The 21,634-nt window shown below is 71.6% G+C and carries 22 protein-coding genes; 11 read left to right on the top strand and 11 right to left on the bottom strand.

What is annotated here, in order from left to right:
* Nucleotides 1–4: 4 nt before the first annotated feature.
* Nucleotides 5–493 (bottom strand): dsRBD fold-containing protein, encoded by a 489-nt coding sequence (locus tag AB1046_RS21425; protein ID WP_369371308.1) that lies wholly within the window; start codon nt 491–493, stop codon nt 5–7.
* 150 nt (nt 494–643) lie between these two features.
* Here AB1046_RS21425 and AB1046_RS21420 point away from each other — a divergent pair, with 150 nt between their 5' ends.
* The gene (locus AB1046_RS21420) at nt 644–1,786 is read left to right on the top strand and encodes an XdhC family protein (protein WP_369371307.1); all 1,143 of its coding nucleotides are present in this window, start codon (nt 644–646) and stop codon (nt 1,784–1,786) included.
* A 231-nt stretch (nt 1,787–2,017) separates the two neighbouring features.
* Here AB1046_RS21420 and AB1046_RS21415 read toward each other — a convergent pair whose 3' ends face one another.
* Together AB1046_RS21415 and AB1046_RS21410 are read right to left on the bottom strand one after the other, a co-directional pair.
* Nucleotides 2,018–2,551: a nucleotidyltransferase domain-containing protein gene (locus AB1046_RS21415; RefSeq protein ID WP_369371306.1), complete on the bottom strand. Its 534-nt coding sequence runs from the start codon at nt 2,549–2,551 to the stop codon at nt 2,018–2,020.
* A gap of 42 nt (nt 2,552–2,593) precedes the next feature.
* Entirely contained in the window at nt 2,594–2,947 is a 354-nt protein-coding gene (locus AB1046_RS21410) for a VOC family protein (protein WP_369371305.1), read from the bottom strand.
* Nucleotides 2,948–3,009: 62 nt separating this feature from the next.
* On the opposite strand from AB1046_RS21410, the gene AB1046_RS21405 reads away from it, so the two are divergent.
* From AB1046_RS21405 to AB1046_RS21395, 3 genes are all read left to right on the top strand, one after another.
* Nucleotides 3,010–4,014, top strand: a complete 1,005-nt coding sequence (locus AB1046_RS21405; RefSeq protein WP_369371304.1) for a S66 peptidase family protein — start codon at nt 3,010–3,012, stop codon at nt 4,012–4,014.
* A gap of 103 nt (nt 4,015–4,117) precedes the next feature.
* A complete protein-coding gene (locus AB1046_RS21400) occupies nt 4,118–4,537 on the top strand; it encodes an Hsp20/alpha crystallin family protein (RefSeq protein WP_369371303.1) in 420 nt (139 codons plus the stop codon).
* Nucleotides 4,538–4,851: 314 nt separating this feature from the next.
* Nucleotides 4,852–6,123: a family 16 glycosylhydrolase gene (locus AB1046_RS21395; protein WP_369371302.1), complete on the top strand. Its 1,272-nt coding sequence runs from the start codon at nt 4,852–4,854 to the stop codon at nt 6,121–6,123.
* Nucleotides 6,124–6,211: 88 nt separating this feature from the next.
* On the opposite strand, the gene AB1046_RS21390 is transcribed toward AB1046_RS21395, so the two are convergent.
* Genes AB1046_RS21390 through AB1046_RS21370 form a run of 5 tightly spaced genes read right to left on the bottom strand, consistent with a single transcriptional unit; the run spans nt 6,212 to nt 12,578 of the window.
* Nucleotides 6,212–7,138: an ROK family protein gene (locus AB1046_RS21390; protein ID WP_369371301.1), complete on the bottom strand. Its 927-nt coding sequence runs from the start codon at nt 7,136–7,138 to the stop codon at nt 6,212–6,214.
* Entirely contained in the window at nt 7,135–8,895 is a 1,761-nt protein-coding gene (locus AB1046_RS21385; RefSeq protein ID WP_369371300.1) for a dipeptide ABC transporter ATP-binding protein, read from the bottom strand. The genes AB1046_RS21390 and AB1046_RS21385 overlap by 4 nt, the downstream gene beginning before the upstream one ends.
* Nucleotides 8,892–9,728 carry an ABC transporter permease gene (locus AB1046_RS21380; RefSeq protein ID WP_369371299.1) on the bottom strand — a complete coding sequence of 279 codons (837 nt, stop codon included), beginning with the start codon at nt 9,726–9,728 and terminating at the stop codon, nt 8,892–8,894. The genes AB1046_RS21385 and AB1046_RS21380 overlap by 4 nt, the downstream gene beginning before the upstream one ends.
* A complete protein-coding gene (locus AB1046_RS21375; protein WP_369371298.1) occupies nt 9,725–10,762 on the bottom strand; it encodes an ABC transporter permease in 1,038 nt (345 codons plus the stop codon). Before AB1046_RS21375 ends, AB1046_RS21380 begins: the two co-directional genes overlap by 4 nt.
* A 1-nt stretch (nt 10,763) precedes the next feature.
* Complete coding sequence (locus AB1046_RS21370) at nt 10,764–12,578, bottom strand: peptide ABC transporter substrate-binding protein (protein WP_369371297.1); 1,815 nt, start codon at nt 12,576–12,578, stop codon at nt 10,764–10,766.
* A 242-nt stretch (nt 12,579–12,820) separates the two neighbouring features.
* Between AB1046_RS21370 and AB1046_RS21365 the strand changes: the two genes are divergently transcribed.
* Genes AB1046_RS21365 through AB1046_RS21355 form a run of 3 tightly spaced genes read left to right on the top strand, consistent with a single transcriptional unit; the run spans nt 12,821 to nt 15,581 of the window.
* Nucleotides 12,821–13,186 (top strand): winged helix-turn-helix transcriptional regulator, encoded by a 366-nt coding sequence (locus AB1046_RS21365; protein ID WP_369371296.1) that lies wholly within the window; start codon nt 12,821–12,823, stop codon nt 13,184–13,186.
* The gene (locus tag AB1046_RS21360; protein ID WP_369371295.1) at nt 13,072–14,007 is read left to right on the top strand and encodes an ROK family protein; all 936 of its coding nucleotides are present in this window, start codon (nt 13,072–13,074) and stop codon (nt 14,005–14,007) included. Before AB1046_RS21365 ends, AB1046_RS21360 begins: the two co-directional genes overlap by 115 nt.
* The gene (locus AB1046_RS21355) at nt 14,004–15,581 is read left to right on the top strand and encodes a M81 family metallopeptidase (RefSeq protein ID WP_369371294.1); all 1,578 of its coding nucleotides are present in this window, start codon (nt 14,004–14,006) and stop codon (nt 15,579–15,581) included. Before AB1046_RS21360 ends, AB1046_RS21355 begins: the two co-directional genes overlap by 4 nt.
* A gap of 175 nt (nt 15,582–15,756) precedes the next feature.
* On the opposite strand, the gene AB1046_RS21350 is transcribed toward AB1046_RS21355, so the two are convergent.
* Nucleotides 15,757–16,785 (bottom strand): ornithine cyclodeaminase, encoded by a 1,029-nt coding sequence (locus tag AB1046_RS21350; protein WP_369371293.1) that lies wholly within the window; start codon nt 16,783–16,785, stop codon nt 15,757–15,759.
* On the bottom strand, nt 16,782–17,717 hold the full coding sequence (gene ddaH, locus AB1046_RS21345) for a dimethylargininase (protein WP_369371292.1): 936 nt from the start codon (nt 17,715–17,717) through the stop codon (nt 16,782–16,784). Before ddaH ends, AB1046_RS21350 begins: the two co-directional genes overlap by 4 nt.
* Nucleotides 17,718–17,819: 102 nt before the next feature.
* On the opposite strand from ddaH, the gene AB1046_RS21340 reads away from it, so the two are divergent.
* The 3 genes from AB1046_RS21340 (at nt 17,820) to AB1046_RS21330 (ending at nt 20,280) form a co-directional block, all read left to right on the top strand.
* Nucleotides 17,820–18,257: an Lrp/AsnC family transcriptional regulator gene (locus AB1046_RS21340; protein WP_129785810.1), complete on the top strand. Its 438-nt coding sequence runs from the start codon at nt 17,820–17,822 to the stop codon at nt 18,255–18,257.
* An 85-nt stretch (nt 18,258–18,342) separates the two neighbouring features.
* The gene (locus AB1046_RS21335; protein WP_369371291.1) at nt 18,343–18,978 is read left to right on the top strand and encodes a DedA family protein; all 636 of its coding nucleotides are present in this window, start codon (nt 18,343–18,345) and stop codon (nt 18,976–18,978) included.
* Between the two features lie 84 nt (nt 18,979–19,062).
* Nucleotides 19,063–20,280 (top strand): MFS transporter, encoded by a 1,218-nt coding sequence (locus tag AB1046_RS21330; RefSeq protein ID WP_369371290.1) that lies wholly within the window; start codon nt 19,063–19,065, stop codon nt 20,278–20,280.
* Here the strand turns inward: AB1046_RS21330 and AB1046_RS21325 are convergent.
* Nucleotides 20,179–21,090, bottom strand: coding sequence for a helix-turn-helix domain-containing protein (locus AB1046_RS21325; protein ID WP_369371289.1), 912 nt, complete (start codon nt 21,088–21,090; stop codon nt 20,179–20,181). The two genes, AB1046_RS21330 and AB1046_RS21325, sit on opposite strands and share 102 nt — an antisense overlap.
* A 153-nt stretch (nt 21,091–21,243) precedes the next feature.
* Here AB1046_RS21325 and AB1046_RS21320 point away from each other — a divergent pair, with 153 nt between their 5' ends.
* On the top strand, nt 21,244–21,630 hold the full coding sequence (locus AB1046_RS21320; protein WP_369371288.1) for a DUF1304 domain-containing protein: 387 nt from the start codon (nt 21,244–21,246) through the stop codon (nt 21,628–21,630).
* Nucleotides 21,631–21,634 lie beyond the last annotated feature (4 nt).

The following is a 21,634-nucleotide window of genomic DNA, read 5'->3' as shown; positions in this document are numbered from 1 at the left end:
GCGGCTACTTGTGCAGGTGCGCCCGGTGCCCGACCGCCTCCGAGACGTCCGACTCGGCCACCGCGAGCAGCCGGTCGGCGAGCTTCCGCAGTGCCCGGGCGGCGGCGATCTCGTCGCCGATCAGGGGTACCTCGGGGTCCCCGGGCGACTTCCTCGCATGCCCGACGCCGCGCAGCGACTCCGGCGGACCGTTCATCACGGTGGCCTCCGCCGTCGTGCTGCCCCCGGACTCGACGACGGTGATCCGCACGTCCCAGGTGAGCGCGCGGCCCTGCCGCGCTGCGCGGGGCTCGTCCGACCCCATCGGTGTGTCCGGGTCGACGAACGTGTCCGAGCCGGGGAAGACCAGCGTCTCCTCGCCGGTATCGGACCACTTCACGCGGTAGGGCGGCGAGCCGTCGCCGTGGGGGCACTCGGTCACCACGCCGTCGCGCACCGCGCCGCCGACCACTCCTGAGGCCGTGACGATCCGGTCGCCCACTGCTGCTCTCATCGGGTCCTCCTCGCGTCGTTGCGATCCCTCCCATCATCACCCCGGGAACCCCGGCGTGACAGACGTGCCGGAAACTCGCCCGACATCGGCGCTCAACGGGTGCGTGAGATTCTGGCGAGCCGGAGCGTGTGATCGACGAGAGGACGCCGGATGCGGGATCTCCTGCCGCAGCTGCTGGACTGGTGGCGCGCCGACGAGCGCGCGGCCGTCGCCACGGTGGTGCGCACCTTCCGGTCCGCGCCGCGCGAGCCCGGCGCCGCGATGGCCGTCGGGCCGGGCGGCGAGGTGATCGGATCCGTGTCCGGCGGGTGCGTCGAGGGTGCCGTCTACGACCTCTGCCTGGAGGTCGCCGAGACCGGCCGCCCGGTACTGGCGAGCTACGGCGTCTCCGACGAAGACGCGTTCCAGGTGGGCCTGACCTGCGGCGGGACCATCGAGGTCTTCGTGGCGCCCCTCTCCCGGGCGGCCTGGCCGGGCTTCGGTTCCTTCGCCGAGCAGGTCCTGGCCGCAGGCACCCCGCTGCCCGACGGCGGCCCGCTCGCCCCGGGCGTCTGCCTCGCCACGGTCATCGCGGCCCCGGGCAACGCCGGTGCCGTGCTCGGCACCCACCTGAGCATCCCCACCGGGCACGACGACGGCGGGCTCAGCGCCGCGGTGGCCGCGGACGCCGTCGGGCAGATAACAACCGGGGTCTCCGCCGTGCGTGAGTACGGGCCGCGCGGGGAGCGCACCGGGACGGGGAACCGGGTGTTTCTGCAGGTCTTCGCCCCGCGCCCGCGGCTGCTGGTGTTCGGCGCTATCGACTTCGCCGCGGCGTTGTCACGCGCCGGGCGGCTGCTCGGCTATCGCGTCACGGTGTGCGACGCCCGCCCGATCTTCGCGACGACCGCCCGTTTCCCGGACGCCGACGAGGTGGTGGCCGACTGGCCGCACCGGTACCTCTCGGCCGAGATCGAGGCGGGCCGTGTCTCCGGGCGGGACGCCGTGTGCGTGCTGACCCACGACCCGAAGTTCGACGTGCCGCTGCTGCGCACGGCCCTCACCGACCTGCCGGCCGGCACCTACGTGGGCGCGATGGGCTCCCGCCGCGCGCACGACGAACGGATGGCCCGGCTGGTCGAGGACGGCGTCCCGCCGGAGGCCCTGGCCCGGCTGCGCAGCCCGATCGGGCTCGACCTCGGCGCACGCACCCCCGACGAGACTGCCGTGTCGATCGCCGCGGAGATGATCGCCGCCCGCTCGGGCGCCTCGGCCCGCCCCCTGACCGAGACGGAGGGCCCGATCCACGGCTGACAAGCGGAAGCGGACCGACGCCGGCGGTCCGCTTCGAGAACGACCTAGATATACGGACCTTGCCGAAGGAGACCTCGCAGGACGTCCTCGTATGCGTGGAGATCGAGGCTCCGAGGCGGAGGCATACGGCGTCGAAGAGCATCGGGTCATCCATAGTCCCCTGCTCGAGGTATGACTTCAGAACGTCCAGATGGTGCAACGCAGACTCGACGTTGCGCTGGTCCTTGTCGATCACAGAGGGATTGCCTCGATTGTTGCGGCGACGCTCTCGCGCAAAGCGCGAGCGATCACAACATCAACCTCACGCCCGAGCATCTCTTCGAGCTCGACCTCCAGTGCCCCGAGCGCGAAGAGGCCGACCCCCGGGTCGAGATCGACAAGCAGGTCGACGTCCGACTCGGAAGTGTCCTCTCCACGCGCCACGGATCCGAAGACACGGACATTGCGTATGCCGCGACGCCCCGCAGCTTCAACGATCTCGTCCCGTCGGTCTCGAAGGAGCACGGTAAGCAGCGGTACGGCGTCGTGCCTCTGATCAGCACCTTCCGCTACCAACTTCAAGAGACGAGCGATCTCCGGCTGGCTACGTCCGAGCGCCGAGCCGATCCTGCGTTGGCTCCAGCCCAGCTCATGAGCTTGATTGACCGCGACAACGAGCTCCCGCGTCGCGGACGCTCGCAGCTCGCTCGCATGCAGACTCGTCCGCCTGAGGTGCTCAACAAACGCTCGCTCGACGGCAGACGCTCGTTCTGTCTCACGCTTCATTCGATCCCCTCCCGATAGGAGATGCTATCAGGGAGGATCGGCTCAGTCCCGGTGCCGCACGACGTTGATGACGTTGCCGTCCGGAGCACGCACGAGGAACCGGCGCACACCCCAGGACTCCGTAGTCAGCGGATGCACGATCTCGTAGCCGAGCCGCTGCGCCTCCTCGTAGGCGGCGTCGACGTCCGGCGTGTGCACCGAGATCACCGAGTCCTCGGGCGACGTCGTGTCGCCCGTCACGAGCTGGACGTGCGCGCCGGTCTCGGGCGAGGTGTAGCGGGCCACCCAGCCGAGGTTGAACTCCTCGGTGCCGAGCCCGAGGTAGTCGGCGTAGAAGCTTTTTGCTGCCTCGATGTCGGCCACCCGGAGGTTGGCCGTGATGCGCGTGGCGTGCATGGTTCCTCCTGTTCGCGGAAATCCGGAGGCCGATACCCACGACCCCGATCTACGCTGCGGTCATGCCAGCGCACGCAGAGACGATCGTCCCGCCCAAGCTCCGGCCCGGCGACACCGTCCGGGTGGTCGCGCCCTCGAGGTCGCGGACGCTGATCATGGAGAACGACAACACCCGGTGGATGGACGAGCGGTTCGCCGCCATGGGGCTCACCCTCACGTTCGGCGAGCACGTCGACGAGGACGACCAGTTCCGCAGCAGCTCGATCGAGCACCGGGTGGCGGACCTGCACGCCGCGTTCGCCGACCCGACCGTGGCCGGGATCATCACGGTGATCGGTGGGTTCAACAGCAACGAGCTGCTCCCCCACCTGGACTTCGACCTCATCGCGGCCAACCCGAAGGTCTTCTGCGGCTACTCGGACATCACCGCGCTGCAGAACGCGATCCTCGCCCGCACCGGCCTGGTCACCTACTCCGGCCCGCACTGGTCGAGCTGGGGCATGCGCGACCACTTCGAGCCCACCGGCGACTGGTTCCGCGCAGCGGTGACCGCCGACGCCCCGATCGCCGTCGAACCGTCGCGGGCCTGGACCGACGACGCGTGGTACGCCGACCAGGACGACCGCACCCCGGTCCCGAACGAGGGCTGGTGGTCACTACGCCCCGGGCAGGCCTCGGGTCGGATCGTCGGCGGCAACCTCTGCACGCTCAACCTGCTGCAGGGCACCGCGAACATGCCGTCGCTCGACGGCGCGCTCCTCTTCCTCGAGGACGACTTCGAGTCGGACGCGGCACACGTCGCGCGTAACCTCACCTCGCTGCTCCAGCAGCCCGACGCCGACGGCGTCACCGGGCTGGTCGTCGGCCGGTTCCAGAGCAGCTCCGCCGTGACCCGCGAGGCGCTCGACGAGATCGTCGCGCGCCAGCCGGCGCTGCGCGGCAAGCCCGTCCTGGCCGGCGTCGACTTCGGGCACACCAGCCCGCTGCTCACGTTCCCGGTCGGCGGGACGGCGGAGCTCGCCGTCGGCCCGAACGACGCCGCGACCTTGACGATCACGCGGCACTGACGGGCCGGCCGTCCCGAGCGCCGTCCGCCGTCGGCGAACCCGGAAATTGAGTCGGGTCGACTCAGGTTGGAGTAGTCATCAGACCGAACCTGAGGAGAACATCATGACCGCCGTACTCACCACCCGTTCCCCGTTCGCCCGTACCTGGGTCCGCGACCCGTGGAGCGCTCAGGCGTCCACCGAGGGCCCCGTGCCCGCGGCCGACGTCTACCGCGAGGGCGAGGACCTCGTCGCCCGCCTCGACCTGCCGGGCGTCGACCCGGCCGCCGACATCACTGTCGAGGTCGAGGGCCGCAAGCTCGTCGTGCGCGGCGAGCGCAAGGACCAGCGTTCGGAGGAGTCCGAGGGCCGTCGCATCTCGGAGGTCCGCTTCGGCGCCTTCCGGCGCACGGTCACACTGCCGAAGTCCGTGGACGGCGACGTCGTCCGCGCGTCCTACGACGCCGGTGTCCTGACGGTCACCGTCCCGGGCGTATTCACCGGCACGACGCCGCAGCGCATCGAGGTCACTACCGCCGCCTGATCCCTCAGCCGGCACTACGACGGCGCCCGACCGCACCCCCGCGGTCGGGCGCCGTCCGCGTTTTCGAGTCCGGCGTCGGGCCCGGCCGTGTGGGACGCCGTGGGGAAAACACGTAACTGCTGACCAGCCCGTTGTTGTGCCGCCGCACGGCGCTGATACTTCTTTCACTGCACTGCTTCAGTTCTTTCAATGCACTGCTTCGTCAACACTCACGCACCGCCCGTGACAGTCCCGGGCGCACGAGCGATTGCTGCAGCTAGGCCTGTCGTGCTCCCCTGTGCGGCGGGAGACACATGTTCGCGAAGGAGCGATCCATGCGTAGCACCAGACACCGCACCATCCGAAGTTCAGTCACGGCAGTCGCGGCCCTGACCCTGGTCCTGTCCGCCTCGCTCGTGGCCTCGGCTGCAGCGCCCCAGGCACCCGAGATCGGCACTGCCGCGGACGCGCCGCCGGACTTCTCTACCGCCGCCCTGCTCTGGTCGGACGAGTTCAACGGCGCCGCGGGCAGTGGACCGAGCGCCGCGAACTGGAACCAGGAGACGGGTGGAGGTGGCTGGGGCAACAACGAGCTGCAGGTCTACACCAACAGCCGGAACAACTCCGCCATGGACGGTGCCGGCAACCTCGTCATCACGGCCCGCCGGGAGGGCACCGGCTACACCTCCGCCCGCCTGACCACGGCGAACAGGGTCGAACGGCAGTACGGCTACCTCGAGGCCCGGATCCAGATCCCGCGCGGTCAGGGCATCTGGCCGGCGTTCTGGATGCTGGGCAGCGGGATCGACAACGGTGTCCCGTGGCCCAACTCCGGCGAGATCGACATCATGGAGAACATCGGCCGGGAGCCGACCCGCGTGCACGGCACCCTGCACGGCCCGGGCTACTCCGGCGCCACCCCGATCACCGGGTCCTACGTGCACCCGCAGAACTGGGCGTTCGCCGACACGTTCCACACCTTCGCGATCAACTGGAGCCCCAACTCCATCACCTGGTACGTGGACGGCGTGGCCTACCAGACGTTCACCCCGGCCAACCTGGGTGGCGACACCTGGGTGTTCAACCAGCCGTTCTTCTTCATCCTGAACGTCGCGGTGGGCGGCAACTGGCCGGGGTACCCGGACGGCACCACGCAGTTCCCCCAGACGATGCGCATCGACTACGTCCGCGTCTACGACACACCCCCGACCGGAGGCGGCCGCACCGGCACCGTGACCGCGAGCAACGGGATCTGCCTCGACGTCGCCGGCGCCGCCACCGCCAACGGCACCCCGATCCAGCTCGCGACCTGCAACGGCAACGCGGCTCAGCAGTGGACCGTCGGCACCGACGGCACGCTCCGGGCGTTCGGCAAGTGCCTCGATGTCGCCGGCGGCGGCACCGCGGCGGGCACCGCCGTCCAGCTCTGGGACTGCAACGGGACGGGTGCCCAGCAGTGGACGTCCACGGCCGGCACCCTGGCGCTACGCAACCCACAGTCCGGGCGCTGCCTGCAGCCCATCGGCGGGGTGCAGACCAACGGCACCCGAACCCAGATCGCCGACTGCAACGGCAGCACAGCCCAGCGCTGGACCCTGCCGTCGTAGTCCGCCGAGCTGAGTAGTCCGCTTCGAGAACGATCTCGGGTACCGATCCCTGCCGATTCCGGTACCCGAGGTTGTTCTCGAAGCGGCACTACATCGAGCGCCTGGCTAGCGCCGCCGCACCGACGACCGTTGCGTCCCCGCCCAGCGTCGCCCGGCGCACCTCGATCACGTGCCCCGAGACCGGCGGCTCCTCGCGCAGCCGGGCCAGGAGTGCGGGTTCCACCAGGTCCCAAGCCCGGGCGAGTCCCCCGCCCACGACCACGTGCCCGACGTCGAGCAGCGCAGCCACGACCAGGACGGCCGACCCGACGGCGTGCCCGGCGTCGGCGAACACCCGGGCCGCCACCTGGTCGCCGGCGCGTGCCCGGGCCTCGATCTCGGTGGCGCCAACGCCCTGCGCCTCCGCACTCCCCACGAGCTCCGCGTACCGGCGCTGCACCGAGCGGCCCGAGGCGAGCGTCTCCAGGTGTCCGCGCTGGCCACAGGTGCACCGCGCGTCACCGAACCCCGGCATGTGCCCGATCTCCCCGGCCGCGCCCGCGCCCCGGTAGAGCGCTCCGTCCAGCCATAGCGCTCCCCCGACGCCGGTGCCGAGCGCGATCCCCGCCGCCGATTCGACGCCGCGCACGGCGCCCCACGTCGCCTCGCCCACGAGGAACGAGTCGACGTCGTTCGCGGCGGTGGCCCGCAGACCCGTCCGGCTCGCGAGCCCGGCCCGCAGGTTCGTGCCGACCCACCCGACAAATGTGTCGCTCGCCGCGAGCACCTCGCCAGTTCGGGGGTCGACGACGCCCGCCGCACCGACACCGACGGCCGACACCGGCACTCCGGCCGAAGCCGTCACGCGCGTGACCAGGTCGGCGGCAACGTCGAGCATCACCTCGCCGCCCGACGGCGTCGGCGCGGTCGCGGAGGCGAGCACCTCGCCGTCGGGCGTGACAACCGCGGCCCGGATCTTGGTGCCCCCGATGTCGACGCCGACGGTCGCCTCGCCCGCCTCCACCCCGTCCGTCATCGGGCGACGCCGAGGCGCAGCCTGGCCGCGCGTCGCTCGCGTTGTGCCGCCGGGTCCGGCGTCGGCACGGAGGCCAGCAGCTCGGCCGTGTACAGCTCGCGCGGCGCGCTGAACACCTGGGCCGTCGTGCCGGTCTCGACCAGGCGGCCCGCGCGCAGCACGGCCACGCGGTCGGTCAGCTCGTGCACCACGCCCAGGTCGTGGCTGATGAACAGGCAGCCGAAGCCGAGCTCGTCGTGCAGGTCGCGCAGCACCTGCAGCACCTCGGCCTGCACGGAGACGTCGAGTGCGCTGGTCGGCTCGTCGGCCACCAGCAGGCGCGGCCGCAGGGCCAGGGCGCGCGCCAGCCCGATGCGCTGCCGCTGCCCGCCGGAGAACTCGTGCGGGTAGCGACGCTCGGCGCCCGCGGGCAGCCGAACGGCATCCAGGAGCTCGCGCACGCGCGCCCGCCGCTCGGCCACCGACAGGCGCCGCCCGTCCCGGCCGTGGATCACCAGCGGCTCCGCTATCGACTCGCCCACCAGCTTGCGCGGGTCCAGCGACGCACCCGGGTCCTGGAACACCACGCCGACGTCGGCCAGCAGACGCCGTCGCGCCCGCCCCCTCGCCCGCGCCACGGAGGCGCCGAGCAGCAGCACCTCGCCCGTCGACGGCGTCAGCAAGCCCAGGCAGGCCCGCCCCGCCGTCGACTTGCCCGAGCCCGACTCGCCGACCAGCCCCAGCACCTCGCCCGCACGCACGGTCAGATCGAGATCCTCCACGGCGCGCACGCGCCGGCCCTGCACGCGGTACTCAAGGCTGACGCCGCGCAGGTCGAGCACGACCTCGCGATCGTCGCGCGACTCCTCGCCCGGTTCGTTGCCTGGTTCGGGGGCAGCCACCCGGTCCGACGCCGACGCCGACGACGCCCCGCCCGCCGGACCCAAGCTTGCCGGCGGCACCGCCGGCACCGCGGCGAGCAGGGTGCGCGTGTACTCGTGCTCGGGCGCGAGCAGCACCTGCTCCACGAGCCCGTGCTCCACGATCCGGCCCTCGGACATCACGGCGACCTCGTCCGCGATGTCCGCCACCACACCCATGTTGTGCGTGACGAGCAGCAGCGCGGTACCCCGCTCGGCGACCAGGTCACGCAGCAGGTCGAGGATCTCGGCCTGCACGGTCACGTCGAGGGCGGTGGTCGGCTCGTCGGCGACGATCAGGTGCGGCTCGCAGGCCAGCGCGATCGCGATGACCACCCGCTGCCGCTGCCCGCCGGACAGCTCGTGCGGGTACTGCCGCGCCCGCCGCTCCGGCTCGGGGATGCCGACCGACCGGAGCAGCTCGACGGCCCGCTCCCGGGCGGCGGCGCGCGGCACCCGCTCGTGGTTCAGCACCGCCTCGGCGATCTGGTCGCCCAGGGTCATGGTCGGGTTGAGCGCCGTCATCGGCTCCTGGAAGACCATGGACGCCACGCGGCCCCGCAGGTCCACGAGCTGGTCCTCTTCGGTGGCGACGACGTCGCGCAGCGTGCCGCCGTCGGCCAGCTCCACCGAACCGGAGATGCGCGCCGTCGAGGGCAGCAACCCCAGCACCGAGAGCGAGGTGACACTCTTGCCCGAGCCCGACTCGCCCACCAGAGCGACCACGCGGCCGCGCGCCACCTCCAGGTTGATGCCGCGCACGGCGGGCACCTCGCCCGAGTCGGTAGTAAAGGTGACGGTCAGGTCCCGGATGCGCAGCACGGTGTCGCTCACCGGATCAAGAGCGGAGCTGCTCATACCGTTCTCCCCTTCACGTCGACGACGTCCCGCAGCCCGTCGCCCACAAAGTTCAGGGCGCAGACGACAACAACTATCGCGAGGCCGGGCGGCAGGATGAGCCACCAGGCGCCCTGGTAGATGTAGCTGATGCCGTCGTTGAGCATCGCACCCCAGTCGGTGGTGGGCGGCTGGATGCCCATGCCAAGAAAGCTGATGTACGCCACGAGCAGGATGGCGTCGGCGACCTGGAAGGTCGCGTTCACCACCACGGTGCCCACGGTGTTCGGGATGACGTGCGTGAGCACGGTGCGGCGGTGGGTCGCGCCCATCGCACGGGCTGCCACCACGTAGTCACGCGTGCGGACCGACAGGGCCTCGGCCCGGATCAGCCGGGCGGGCACCAGCCAGGACACCAGGCCGAGCACAACGATCATCATGCCGACCGTGGGCCGCACGATCGTGGAGAGCACCAGCAGCAGGAAGATCGCGGGGATCGCGATACCGGCGTCGACCACGCGCATCATGACGGCGTCCACAACCCCGCCCACGTAACCGGCGACCGCGCCCCACAGGGTGCCGACCACCGTCGCGAGCGCTCCCGCGAGGACCCCGACCAGCAACGACACCCGGCCGGCGGCCATGAGCCGGCCCAGGTTGTCGTACCCGAGCGCGTCCGTGCCCAGAGGGTGCCCGTCGACCCCGGGCGGCAGGTTGGCCGCGGCAAGGTCGGTCGCCACCTGCTCCGTCGGGTACACCCACGGGCCCACGACGGCGAACAGCACAAGCACAACGAGGGCCACCGCGCCGACCACGGCCAGCCGGTTTCTCGTGAAACGTCGCAGAGCGGTCATCGCAGGCCCCCGCGGGTGCGCGGGTCCAGCAGGGCCTGGACGACGTCGGCCAGCAGGGAGCCGACCACTGTCGCCACCGAGATGACCAGCACGCAGCCGAGCAGCACCGGGAAGTCGCTGCTCTGCGCGGCGCTCCAGAAAAGCAGCCCCATGCCCGGGTAGTTGAACAGCTGCTCGACCACCAGCGCGCCGCCGAACATGACGGGCAGGTAGTAGCCGAGCATCGCGACCACCGGCGTCAGGGAGTTGCGCAGCACGTGCCGCGTCACCACGTCCCGGTAGCCGGTGCCCTTGGCACGGGCGGTGCGCACGTAGTCCTCGCCGAGGTTGTCCAGCGTCGAGGACCGCATGTAGCGGCTGAACGTCGCCACTATCGGCACGGCACCGGTGAGCACGGGCAGCACGAGCCCCGCGGGCTGGGACAGCACCTCCAGCACCCCGTTGCCCTGCGGCGCGGCCGCGGGGAAGAGCCCGGCACCCTGGCTGAGCAGCAGGATCAGCAGCATCCCGAGAAAGAACGTCGGTGTCGAGTAGGCGACGATCGCCAGCGTCGAGAGCCAGTAGTCGACGGCGCGGTTGCGGCGCACCGCCTGGTACACGCCGATCGGCACCGCGATGACCACGGCGACGACCAGCGAGAGCCCGGTGAGCAGCAGCGTCTTGGGCAGCCGCAGGCCGATGGCGTCGGCGACCGACTGGTTGAGCAGGTACGACTCGCCGAGGTCGCCCGTCAGCGACCTCCCCAGGAACGACAAGTACTGCAGCACCACCGGCTGGTCCAGGCCGTTGGCGGCCTCGAACGCGGCGATCTGCTCGGGCGTGGCCTGCTGGCCCAGGACGCCGCGGGCCGGCCCGCCGGGCAGCGCGTGCAGCAGCGCGAAGACGATGACGCTGACCACGAGGACAACGACAAGCGCCTGCAGCACCCGGCGGAGCAGGAACCGGCCGAAGCCGCCGCGCTGTGCTTTGACTGGCACGGGCGCGGCGACCCCGGGTTGAACGGACCCGCTCTGTGCGGGGATCGCTGTTGTCATGTCAGCCGGCCCAGCTCCAGCGCTGCGGGTGGAAGCTGGCCAGCGGGTCCTGCGTGGTGCCCTCCAGGCCGTCTCTGATCACCGAGACCTGGTAGACGGGGTTCGGCAGCCACATGACCGGCAGGTTCTCGGCGCCGTACTTCGAGTACTCCTGCATCACCGACGGATCGGTGCTCTCGGTGGAGTTGAGCATGAGGGTGTCGAACGCCTCGTCCGAGTACGAGCCGAAGTTGGAGGCCGCGCCCGTGCCGAACACGCGCTCGCCGCTCGGGTAGCCGCCGAAGTACCAGCTGCCCGCCGTGCCGAAGAACGGCAGCTGCCAGTCGCAGTCGGGCTGGTCGGCGGTGCACGGGGCGATGGACGAGAGCACCGTGTTCAGCGGCGCCGACTCGATGGTGACGGCGACGCCGGCCTGGTCGAAGGTGGACTTGATCTCGGCGAACATGTTGTCGGTCTCGGCCGAACCGCTCTGCGACAGGATGGTGATGGCGAGCTGCTGGCCCTCGTCGATGCCGGCGCCGCACTCGTCGTCGGCCTCTCCTGGGGCCGTGCACTCCAGCACGCCGTCGGAACCTGCCGTCCAGCCATGGTCGGCCAGCAGCGCCGCGGCGGCCTCCGGGTCGAACGGGTAGGGGTTGTTCTTCTGCTCCTCGGAGAGGAAGTCGCTCTCGGGGTTCTGCGGCACCGGGCCGTAACCCGGCAGCGCCGCGCCCTTCCAGATCACGTCGGAGATCTGCTCCTGGTCCACCAGGTGCTGCAGCGCCTGGCGCACGTAGAGCTGGCGGTAGACCGGGCCCAGCTCGGGGTGGTTGAAGTTGTACGGCAGGTAGGTGATGGACCAGCCCGCCCACGGCTCGACGGCGTAGCCGAGCTGCTCGTACTGCTCCGGCGCGTCGAGGCCGGTAGTCGGGATGTACCCGTAGTCGACGGCGCCCGAGCGCACCGCGTTCACCTCGGCGTCCGTGGACGTGTACGGGAGCAGGTTCACGGTCTCGATCGAGGCGGCGTCGTCGCCGTCGTACTGCGGGTTCCTGGTCAGCTCGACCTGGCCCGAGTCGGTGAACCCGGTCAGGGAGTACGGCCCGTTGATGGTCTGCCACAGCGGGTTGGTGGCGTAGGTACCCAGGTCCTCGCTCTGCGTGACGAGGTAGTCGAAGATCGCCCGCGCGCCCTCCTCCGTCTCCGCGAGCGCCGGGTCGGGCTCCTCGTCGTCGGCGGTCTTGGCCCAGGCGTGGGACGGCAGGGGTACGACGAGGGTGAGCTGGGAGGCCTGCAGCCACTCCGGGTTGTAGACCTGGTCGAACGTGAGCTCGACGGTCGTGTCGTCGGGGGTGGCGACCTCGGTGACGTTGTCGGGCATGCGGCCCTCGGAGTAGCTGGCCCAGATGTCGGTGTTGGCGGTCACGAGGTCGAACCAGAACTTCACGTCCGCGGAGGTGACGGGCTCGCCGTCGCTCCAGGTGCGGCCCTCGTCGAGCGTGATGGTCACGGAGCGGCCGTCGTCGGCGAAGGTGATCTCGTCGGCGAGATCCGCTTGAGCAACGCGCCCCACCTCGCCCTCGGAGCCGTCGTAGGCGACCAGCGGCTCCCAGAGGGTGCGCATGATGGCGGAGTTGTGGGTGGCGAGCTTGCCCGCGATGCCCAGCGGCACTATCCAGTTGGGGGTCGCGTTGGCGGGCAGGGCGTAGTTCACATCGGTGCGGCCTGCGTCTGCCCCGTCCGCACCGGGGGACGTGGAGCATCCGGCGAGGAGGGCGACGGCGGCGGCCGCGCCGACGGCCAGCCGGGTGGCCCGTCCGGCATGCGTGGTGCGCATCTGGGGTCTCCTTGGGTTCACGGGGCCGCCGTCCCGGAGCCTTGGTTGCCCGAGCACTTGATTCGGTGGCCGAATAATTGAGCACCGTAGACGTATCAAGTTGCCCGGATCTATGCGGCATCCGTAACAAGACTGTTAATTCGGGACCGCAAGAAGACCTCGTGGTCGGGCATGGCGCGGCCGTGGTGCAGAATCTTGTCCGCTACTTGTTCCGTACTTGAAAAAAAGTCTGGAGGATTCCCGTGGCCCAGCCCGCGCGTCCCCGGGTCGCCGCTTCGCGGCTCGAGCGGGAGATCCTCGTGCTCGTGTCGAGCGGCCGCGCCGGATCCCGCAAGGAGATCGCCGAGTCGCTCGGCATCGCGCCGTCCACCGTGTCCCAGCGAGTACAGGCGATGCTCGCCTCGGGGGTCCTGGAGGAGACGGGCGAGGGTGCGTCCAGCGGCGGACGCCGGCCCGGGCACTGCGGGTACCCGGCAGCACCGGCTACCTCGGTGTGGTCGACCTGGGCGGCATCCACGCCCGCCTGGGGATCCTGCGGCACGGCGGCGAGCTCACCACCACCACGGAGGTGGCGCTCACGGTGGCCGACGGCCCGGAGCCGGTGCTGACGCAGGTCACGGCCGCGCTCCGGGATCTGGCGAGCGCGGCGCCCGACGGCGGACGCCTGCTCGGCGTCGGCATCTCCCTGCCCGGCCCCGTCGACGTGGTACGGCGTGCGCTCGACAGCCCGTCGCGCATGCCGGGCTGGTCGGGGTTCGACGTCGGCACCTGGCTGGAGGAGGCCCTGGGCGTCCCCGCCGTCGTCGAGAACGACGCCAACGCGATGGCCGTCGGCGAGCACTTCGGGCACGCCCGCCGGACGCGGCACTCGGTGTCGGTCAAGGCGGGCACCGCGATCGGCGCCGGGATCCTGGCGGACGACCGGCTGCACCGCGGCGCAGGCGGCGCGGCGGGCGACATCACGCACACCCCCATCCCTGCGGCCGCCGACACCCCGTGCTCCTGCGGCAACCGCGGCTGCCTGGAGACGGTCGCCTCGGGCGCGGCGCTGGTCCGGCTCCTGAGGGAGCAGGGGTACGACGTCGCCGCGACCGCCGACGTCCTCGCCCTCGTCCGGAACGCGGACCCGGTGGCGACCACCCTGACCCGGACCGCGGGCCGGCATCTCGGCGAGGTGCTGTGCACGGTGGTCAACTTCTTCAACCCCGGCGCCGTGTACCTGGGCGGCGCGCTGTCCACGCTGGAGCCGTTCGTCTCGGCGATCCGCAGCCAGATCTACTCCGGCGCTCACCCGCTCATGACGCGCGACCTGGTGATCGCGCCGTCCGCGCTGGGAGCCGACGCGAACCTGGTGGGCGTGGGCCGCCTGCTGGAGGACGCGCTGGTGCCGCACGCCCTGGCCACCACCCCCTCGGAAGGACCACGATGACCACCACCCGACCGCGGGTAGCGATCGCCGGCATGTCGATCGAGTCCAGCACGTTCTCCCCGCACCGCTCGGGGTGGGAGGCCTTCACGCTCCGCCGCGGCGACGAGCTGGTGGCGCACTATCCCTTCCTCGCCGACGGCGCTCCCCTGCGCGACGCCGCCGAGTGGATCGGCGTGCTGCACGCCCGCTCCCTGCCGGGCGGCGCCGTCCCCGCGGAGGTCTACGAGTCCGTGCGCGACGAGATCGTCGCAACCCTGCGCGCCCAGCAGGCCGAGCACGGCTCGTACGACGGCGTGCTCCTGGACATCCACGGCGCCATGACCGTCGTCGGGCGGGACGACGCCGAGGCCGACCTCGCGGCGGCCGTGCGCGCCGCCGTCGGGCCCCGGACCCTGATCAGCACCACCATGGACCTGCACGGCAACGTGCCGCGGGAGCTGGCGCAGGCCAGCGACCTGATCACGTGCTACCGGACGGCCCCGCACGAGGACGTCTGGGAGACGCGCGAGCGGGCCGCCGCGAACCTGCTCGCGCGGCTACGCTCCGGCGGGGCGCCCAAGAAGGCATGGGTGCAGGTGCCCGTGCTGCTCCCGGGCGAGAAGACGAGCACGCGCATCGAGCCGGCCGCGTCGATCTACGCCGACGTCGCGCGCGTGGCCGAGCTGCCGGGCGTGGTCGACGCCGCGCTGTGGGTCGGGTACGCGTGGGCGGACGAGCCGAGCTGCCAGGCCGCCGTCGTCGTCACGGGCGACGACGAGGAGCTGATCGTGCGCGAGGCCGAGCGGCTCGCCCGGCGGTACTGGGAGGCGCGCGACGAGTTCGTCTTTGTCGCGCCCGCCGCCCCGTACGAGGAGTGCGTGGCGACCGCGCTGGCGAGCGACCAGCGGCCGTACTTCCTGTCGGATTCGGGCGACAACCCGACGGCGGGCGGCGCGGGGGACGTCACGTGGACGCTGGCGCAGCTGCTGGCGGAGCCGGCTTTCGCTGGGGTTGAGGAGGGCGGGGCTGCGGTCGACGTCGGGCCCAGGGCCGAACGCGGGACTCGGACAGCGGACGGCGCGTCTCCATCCGACGTCCGTAGGCAGACGGCGATCTACGCCTCGTTGCCCGACGCCGATGCCGCGCGCACCGTGGCGAAGGCCTGGGCCGAGCACGTCGCGGGCGCCGAGATCGACGTCGAGGCCGGCGCCCGGGTCGACGACGGCCCACACGGGCCGGTCCGGCTCCGGGGCGTTGTCGAGCACGTCAGCGAGGGCGACCCCGACGCGGGCATCGTCGCCGTCGTGCGCATCGGCGGGCTGCGGGTGATCCTCACGGAGCGGCGCAAGCCGTACCACCTGGAGCGCGACTTCACGTCGATCGGCCTGGACCCGCGCGGGACCGACGTCGTAGTGGTCAAGATCGGCTACCTGGAGCCCGAGCTGTACAACATGGCGGCCGACTGGATGCTCATGCTCACCCCGGGCGGCGTCGACCAGGACCTGCTCCGCCTGGGCCACCACCGTCTCGCGGCCCCGGTCCACCCGTTCCACAACTTCGAGCAGGAACCACCCCTCCGCCCCCACCTCCTCTAACCGCCCACCACTGACTCGCCGACCAACCCGCACCGAACGGCGAGTCAGTGGCTTGGTCCGACCACGCCACTGACTCAGCTGATCGAATACAGCGAGTCAGTGGGTTGGTCCGACCACGCCACTGACTCAACTGATCGAAGACAGCGAGTCAGTGGCGTGGTCCGTGGCAGTTCGCTCAGGCGTCGGCGACCAGGGAGAACAGGTCCTTCGGGTCTTCCGGGTCTGCGATCAGGTCCAGGTGGCCCAGGAGCTCCGGGGCGTTCGCCGTCACGTCGGCCAGGACGAACTTCAGCGTCGTCCAGTCCTCCACCGCGAAGCCGACCGAGTCCCAGACGACCAGCTCGTCCTGGCTCCGGCGCCCCTCAGCGGCACCGGTGATGACCTGCCAGAGCTCGGTGACGGGGAAGTCGGGCGCCTGGTGCTGGATCTCGCCCTCGATGCGGGTCTGCTCCGGCAGCTCCACGAACACGCTTGCGCGCGCCACGATCGCCGGGTCCAGCTCGGTCTTGCCCGGGCAGTCGCCGCCGATCGCGTTGATGAACACCCCGGCGGGCACGTCGGCGTCGTGCAGCACCGTCGCGTTCTGCTTGTCGGCGGTGCAGGTGGTGATGACGTCGGCGCCGCGCACCGCGTCAGCGGCGTCGTCGGCCAGCACGACGTCGAAGCCGAGGGCCTTCGCGTGCTTTGCCAGCTTGTGCATGGCGTCGCGGTCGACGTCGAACACGCGCAGCGTCTCGATGCCCAGCTCGGCGCGCATGCCGAGCGCCTGGAACTCGGCCTGCGAACCGCAGCCGATCAGGGCCAGCGTCCGGGAGTTCGCCGGCGCGAGGTACCGGGCGGCCAGGGCCGACGTCGCGGCCGTGCGCAGCGCGGTGAGCAGCGTCATCTCGGCGAGGAATGTCGGGTAGCCGTTGCGGACGTCGGCGAGCATGCCGATCGCGGTGACCGTCTGGAACCCGTTGGACGGGTTCAGCGGGTGCCCGTTGACCAGCTTGAACCCGTAGGTCTCGGCGTCGGAGGTGGGCATGAGCTCGATGACACCTTCGGCGGAGTGCGACGCGATGCGCGGCCGCTTGTCGAGCTCCGGCCAGCGCGCGAAGTCGCGCTCCAGCGCGTCGGTCAGGGCCGCGATCGCGGCCTCGGGGCCGCGGCGCGCCACCCAGCGGGCGGTGGCGGCGACGTCGAGGTACGGGACTGTGGTCATCGCGGGGTCTCCTCGGTGGTGACGGCTGTGGCGAGGGTGTCGGACGCCGGGCGCAGCTCGAGCGTGCAGCACTTGACCGAGCCGCCGCCCTTGAAGATCTCGGACAGGTCGACACCGATCGGGATGAACCCGCGCTCCTTGAGGGCGTCGGCGTAGTCGCGGGCGCGGTCGCTCAGGAACACGTGCAGCCCGTCGGAGACGACGTTCAGGCCGAGCACGGCGGCGTCGTCCGCGCCGACGAGGATCGCGTCGGGGAACCGCTCGCGCAGCGTCTCCTGCGCGGCCGGGCTGAACGCCTCGGGGTGGTAGGCGATGACGGTCTCGCCGGAGACGGCGCCGTCGTCGAGCACCGAGAGTGCCGTGTCGAGGTGGTAGTAGCGCGGGTCGACCAGCTCGAGCGGGACCAGCTCGATGCCCTGCGCGGCGAGCTCCAGGCGCTCCGCGACCTCGGCGTGCCCGGCGGGCGTGGTGCGGAACCCGGTGCCCGCGAGCAGCAGCTTGCCGATCAGCAGGAGGTCGCCTTCGCCCTCCATGGTCTCGACAGCCTCGCCGAGCCGGCGGTAGGGCGCGGCGGCGTCCGTGTCGAACCAGCGGTCGTAGGCCGGGCCCTCGGCGGCGCGCTCGGGGAACGTGAACCGGGCGGCGAGCGCCCGGCCGCCGACGACGATGCCGCCGTTGGCCGCGTAGACCATGTCGGGCAGGCCGGGCTCGGGCTGGATGACGTCGACCCGGTGGCCGCGTGCCTCGTAGGCGTCGCGGAGCGCCTCCCACTGGGCGAGCGCCTTGGCGGTGTCGACGGGCGAGGACGGGTCCATCCACGGGTTGATGGCGTAGACGACGTCGAAGTAGGTGGGCGGGCACATGAGGTAGTGCCGCGGCGTCGCGGAGCGCTGCGGCGCGGTCTGCGCCATGGGCGCGGTGTTCTGCGTCATGCCGTGAGGCTACGGGCGCACCGATTCACAACAAGCACGCATCCGTTGCGCAGTCAGGCGCGGAATCTTGCGTTATCGCGCCGCCCGGTGAACGATTCGTTCATGGATGCCGTGAATCGGGCGATCGTCGGAGAGCTGCTGCGCGACGGGCGCGCCACCTATCAGGAGGTCGGCAGCGCCGTCGGGCTCTCGGCACCCGCCGTGAAGCGCCGGGTCGACCTCATGCTCGCCCGCGGGGAGATCGCGGGCTTCACCGTGCGCGTGGATCCGCAGGCGATGGGCTGGATCCTGGAGGGCTACGTCGAGATCTTCTGCTCCGGCATCGTGTCGCCGAAGGTGCTCGAACGCGACTTCGCGCCGATCCCCGAGGTGGTGCGCGTCTCCACGGTGACCGGCGACGCCGACGCGATGGTGCACGTCATGGCCACCAGCATGGAGGAGATCGAGCGCACCGTGGAGCGCATCCGGACCGTCACCCACGTGGTCAAGACGCGCACGGCCCTCGTGATGTCCCGCGTGGTCGACCGCCCCGGCGCGTGAGGGCGCGTGACGGGACCGGACCGGCCGCCGCGCACATTAGGGTGTCCTTACCAGGACTTTCCTGGCAGGACCGGAGGCGCCCACGATGATCAGAACCACGGTGTCCGACGACGTCGCCGGCTGGCTCGACGTGCTCGGACCCCTCGCGTTCTACCTCGTCGTCTGGGGCCTCGTGTTCGTGGGGACCGCGTTCTTCGTGGGCGTCTTCATCCCGTTCCTCACCGGGGACGGCCTGCTGTTCGGCGCCGGGATCGTGGCCGGCAGCACCGACCGCATCGATATCTGGGTGCTCGCGATCGGCGTCGGTATCGCCGCGGTGGCGGGCGACCAGGTCGCGTTCCTGCTGGGGCGCCGCTACGGGCGGCCGTACCTCGAGTCGCGGAAGGGCCGCTGGGTGCGGGCCGCGGTGGTCCGTACCGAGAAGTTCTACGACCTGTTCGGGTGGTGGTCCGTGGTGATCGGCCGCTACATGCCGTGGGCCCGGGTGTTCGTGCCGGTCATCGCGGGGGTGACCCGCATGCCGTACGGGCGGTTCCTGACGGCGAACATCTTCGGGGCGCTGAGCTGGGCGGTGCTGATCACGGTGCTCGGGTACTTCGCGGCGTCGGACCCGTCGGTACGACCGATCGCGTACATAGTGGCCGGTGTGGTGATAGCGGCGTCGATAGTCGCGGGCATCCGCGCCTGGCGCCAGGAACGCTCGACAACCCCGGCCGAGTAGACCGGCCGAGCTTCTCGGCCGGGCGGTCAACAGGGTGCGCCGTACGGTCAACACGTTCGGGCGGACGGCGCCCAGGCTGGGGGCATGCCCACCCAGAGCGCCACTGTGCCCGCACAGCCTTCACCACCGAGCACTGACCCGAGCACCGATCCGAGCACCGACCCGAGCGCCCCGCCCCGCACTACCTGGACTCCCGTCGTCGCGCTCTCGTTCGGCATAGCGATCCTGGTCGCCAGCGAGTTCCTGCCCGCGAGCGTCCTGCCTGGCCTCGCGGCCGACATCGGCGTCAGTGAGGGAACAGCGGGCCTGGCCGTGGCCGCGACGGCGATCGCCGGGGCCTTCACTGCGCCGAGCATCGCGGTGCTGCTCCCCCGGACCGACCGGCGCACGGTGATGCTCGGCCTGCTCGCCGCCGCCGCGCTGTCGAACCTCGCGGTCGCCGTCGCGCCCAGCTTCGCCGTGCTACTGATCGGCCGCCTCCTGCTGGGCATCGCGATCGCCGGGTACTGGTCGTTCGCCTTCGGCGTCGGCACGCACGCCGTCCCCGGCAGGGACCGCCTGGTGTCGTCGGCGATCTCGTTCGGCGTCAGCATCGCGACAGTCCTCGGCGTCCCGGTCGGATCGATAGTGGGCGACGCGATCGGCTGGCGGGCGGCGTTCGGAGGCGCCGCCGTCCTCTGCGCGATCAGCGCGGTCGCCCTCGCCGTGGCCCTCCCCTCCGTCCCGGCCCACCCGACGGCGGGCCTGCGGATGCTGCGCGAGGCCCTGCGCAGCACGCGACTGATGGCGGGCATCGGTTGTGTGGTGCTGGTCGCCTTCGGCAACTTCGCGGCCTACCCGTACATCCGCCTCGCGATCGACCGCATCGACCCCGCCGCCACCACCTGGATGCTGCTGGCGTGGGGCGTCGGCGCCGTCACCGGCACGATCGTGGCCGGGATGCTCGCGCGCTGGCTGCGGCCCCTGGCCGGGGCCGCGCCGATCGCGCTCGGCATCGCCCTGGTGCTCACGGCGAATGCCTCGTCCGTGCCGATGCTGACCGTCGCGGTGGTCCTGTGGGGCTTCGCGTTCAACATGATCCCCGTCGTCGTCCAGCTCTGGGGCGCGCGGGTCGAGCCCCAGCGGACCGAGTCCGCGATGGCGCTCAGCGTCACCGCCTTCCAGGTGGCGATCACGGTGGGCTCCGCGCTGGGCGGCGCGCTACTGGACGGGTACGGTGTCCGGCCGCTGCTGCTGGTCGGCGCGGGAGCTGCGGTGGCGGCGGGGCTCGGCTGGGCGTTGCTGCGGATACCCCGCGACTGACGCCCTGGGGGTGCGGGACGCCGCGGCGTCGGGCACGACCAGGCCCGACGCAGCGGCGTCGGGTGCGGTGCGCCACGCGAGCGGCGAGACGCCGTGGTCCGCGGTGAACGCCCGGCTGAACGCGGCGACCGACCCGTAGCCCACCTCGAACGCCACGCGCGTGACCGCCAGGCACTGCTTGGTGAGCAGGGTGCGGGCCCGGTTCATGCGCACCTCCCGCAGCATCCGCATGGGGCTGTGCCCGGTGGCGCGGCGGAACCGCTCGGTCAGCGCGGAGCGCGACAGGTGCACCAGGCCCGCCATGCGGTCGAGCGTCCACGGCTCTCCCGGCCCGGCCGCGAGGGCCGCCACCACCTCGGCGACCTGCGCGTCGCCGGCCGGGCCGCGCCCGTCGTCGGCCCGGCCGGCGCCGTCGGCCGGGTACAGCATCGACAGGATCGCGGCCCCGAGGAGGCCCGCGTACGCCGTCGCGAACCGGTCCGCCTTGCACTGCACCGTGAGCGGGCAGGTCGTCACGAGGGCGATGATGCCGCGATGTTCATCGCCGAACCCGCGCTGGACCAGCGGACTCGGCAGCGGCGCGGAGGGTACGGCCCGGCGCAGGTCGCCGTGCACGAGGTCGGTCTCGACGTCGGCCGTGAGCCGGTGCGCCGTCCGGGCGTCAACGAGCAGGGCGTCGCCGGGCAGGATCGTCAGGCGGTCGCCCGCCGTCTCGAGCGTCGCGGCACCGGACAGGACCAGGACCCAGAGCGGGCCGGGCCGAACCAGGCTCGCATCAGCAGGCAGCCACTCGCGCCGCAGTGCCGTCATCTCCCATTCCATACGAACCGGAGCCACGGGGACACGCTGCCTATTCCCGGCCGGCCCTTCCGCACTTGAGGCGAAGCCGTATGGCCGACGCGCTGAGCCGGCTCTTCCCCTGACATACTGCCGATCAAACGCCCACCTCGAGAAGGAACCATCGTGCTGATCGCCGGACTTGTACTCGCGGGGATCGCGGCCCTGATCCACGTCTACATCTTCTATCTGGAGTCCTTCGCCTGGACCGACCGGAAGACCCTGGCGACGTTCGGCATGACCGCGCAGGAGGCGGAGGCCATGCGGCCGATGGCCCTGAACCAGGGCTACTACAACCTGTTCCTCGCGATCGTCACGGCGGTCGGCATAGTTCTTGCCGCCACCGGGTCGACGGCGGTGGGGTCGGCCCTCGTGTTCGCGGGCGCCGGCTCGATGGTCGCGGCATCGGTGGTCCTGGTGATCTCCGACCCGAGCAAGCGCGGCGCTGCGCTCAAGCAGGGTGTCGTCCCGCTGCTGGGTGTGGTCGCCCTGCTCGTGGGCGTGGTGGTCTGACCGG

Origin of the sequence: Promicromonospora sp. Populi (genome assembly GCF_041081105.1) — a bacterium.
Lineage (GTDB): Bacteria > Actinomycetota > Actinomycetes > Actinomycetales > Cellulomonadaceae > Promicromonospora.
The sequence above is the reverse complement of the archived record's forward strand: the minus strand, read 5'-3'. Positions and strand labels throughout refer to the sequence as shown.

Coding starts and splice junctions, on each gene's coding strand:
- AB1046_RS21355 (WP_369371294.1), top strand. CDS start 14,004: ATGACCACCACCCGACCGCGGGTAGCGATCGCCGGCATGTCGATCGAG.
- AB1046_RS21400 (WP_369371303.1), top strand. CDS start 4,118: ATGACCGCCGTACTCACCACCCGTTCCCCGTTCGCCCGTACCTGGGTC.
- AB1046_RS21325 (WP_369371289.1), bottom strand. CDS start 21,090: ATGACGGCACTGCGGCGCGAGTGGCTGCCTGCTGATGCGAGCCTGGTT.
- AB1046_RS21370 (WP_369371297.1), bottom strand. CDS start 12,578: ATGCGCACCACGCATGCCGGACGGGCCACCCGGCTGGCCGTCGGCGCG.
- AB1046_RS21380 (WP_369371299.1), bottom strand. CDS start 9,728: ATGACCGCTCTGCGACGTTTCACGAGAAACCGGCTGGCCGTGGTCGGC.
- AB1046_RS21415 (WP_369371306.1), bottom strand. CDS start 2,551: ATGAAGCGTGAGACAGAACGAGCGTCTGCCGTCGAGCGAGCGTTTGTT.
- AB1046_RS21375 (WP_369371298.1), bottom strand. CDS start 10,762: ATGACAACAGCGATCCCCGCACAGAGCGGGTCCGTTCAACCCGGGGTC.
- ddaH (WP_369371292.1), bottom strand. CDS start 17,717: ATGACGCAGAACACCGCGCCCATGGCGCAGACCGCGCCGCAGCGCTCC.
- AB1046_RS21335 (WP_369371291.1), top strand. CDS start 18,343: ATGATCAGAACCACGGTGTCCGACGACGTCGCCGGCTGGCTCGACGTG.
- AB1046_RS21405 (WP_369371304.1), top strand. CDS start 3,010: ATGCCAGCGCACGCAGAGACGATCGTCCCGCCCAAGCTCCGGCCCGGC.
- AB1046_RS21410 (WP_369371305.1), bottom strand. CDS start 2,947: ATGCACGCCACGCGCATCACGGCCAACCTCCGGGTGGCCGACATCGAG.
- AB1046_RS21395 (WP_369371302.1), top strand. CDS start 4,852: ATGCGTAGCACCAGACACCGCACCATCCGAAGTTCAGTCACGGCAGTC.
- AB1046_RS21340 (WP_129785810.1), top strand. CDS start 17,820: ATGGATGCCGTGAATCGGGCGATCGTCGGAGAGCTGCTGCGCGACGGG.
- AB1046_RS21425 (WP_369371308.1), bottom strand. CDS start 493: ATGAGAGCAGCAGTGGGCGACCGGATCGTCACGGCCTCAGGAGTGGTC.
- AB1046_RS21420 (WP_369371307.1), top strand. CDS start 644: ATGCGGGATCTCCTGCCGCAGCTGCTGGACTGGTGGCGCGCCGACGAG.
- AB1046_RS21330 (WP_369371290.1), top strand. CDS start 19,063: ATGCCCACCCAGAGCGCCACTGTGCCCGCACAGCCTTCACCACCGAGC.
- AB1046_RS21390 (WP_369371301.1), bottom strand. CDS start 7,138: ATGACGGACGGGGTGGAGGCGGGCGAGGCGACCGTCGGCGTCGACATC.
- AB1046_RS21385 (WP_369371300.1), bottom strand. CDS start 8,895: ATGAGCAGCTCCGCTCTTGATCCGGTGAGCGACACCGTGCTGCGCATC.
- AB1046_RS21350 (WP_369371293.1), bottom strand. CDS start 16,785: ATGACCACAGTCCCGTACCTCGACGTCGCCGCCACCGCCCGCTGGGTG.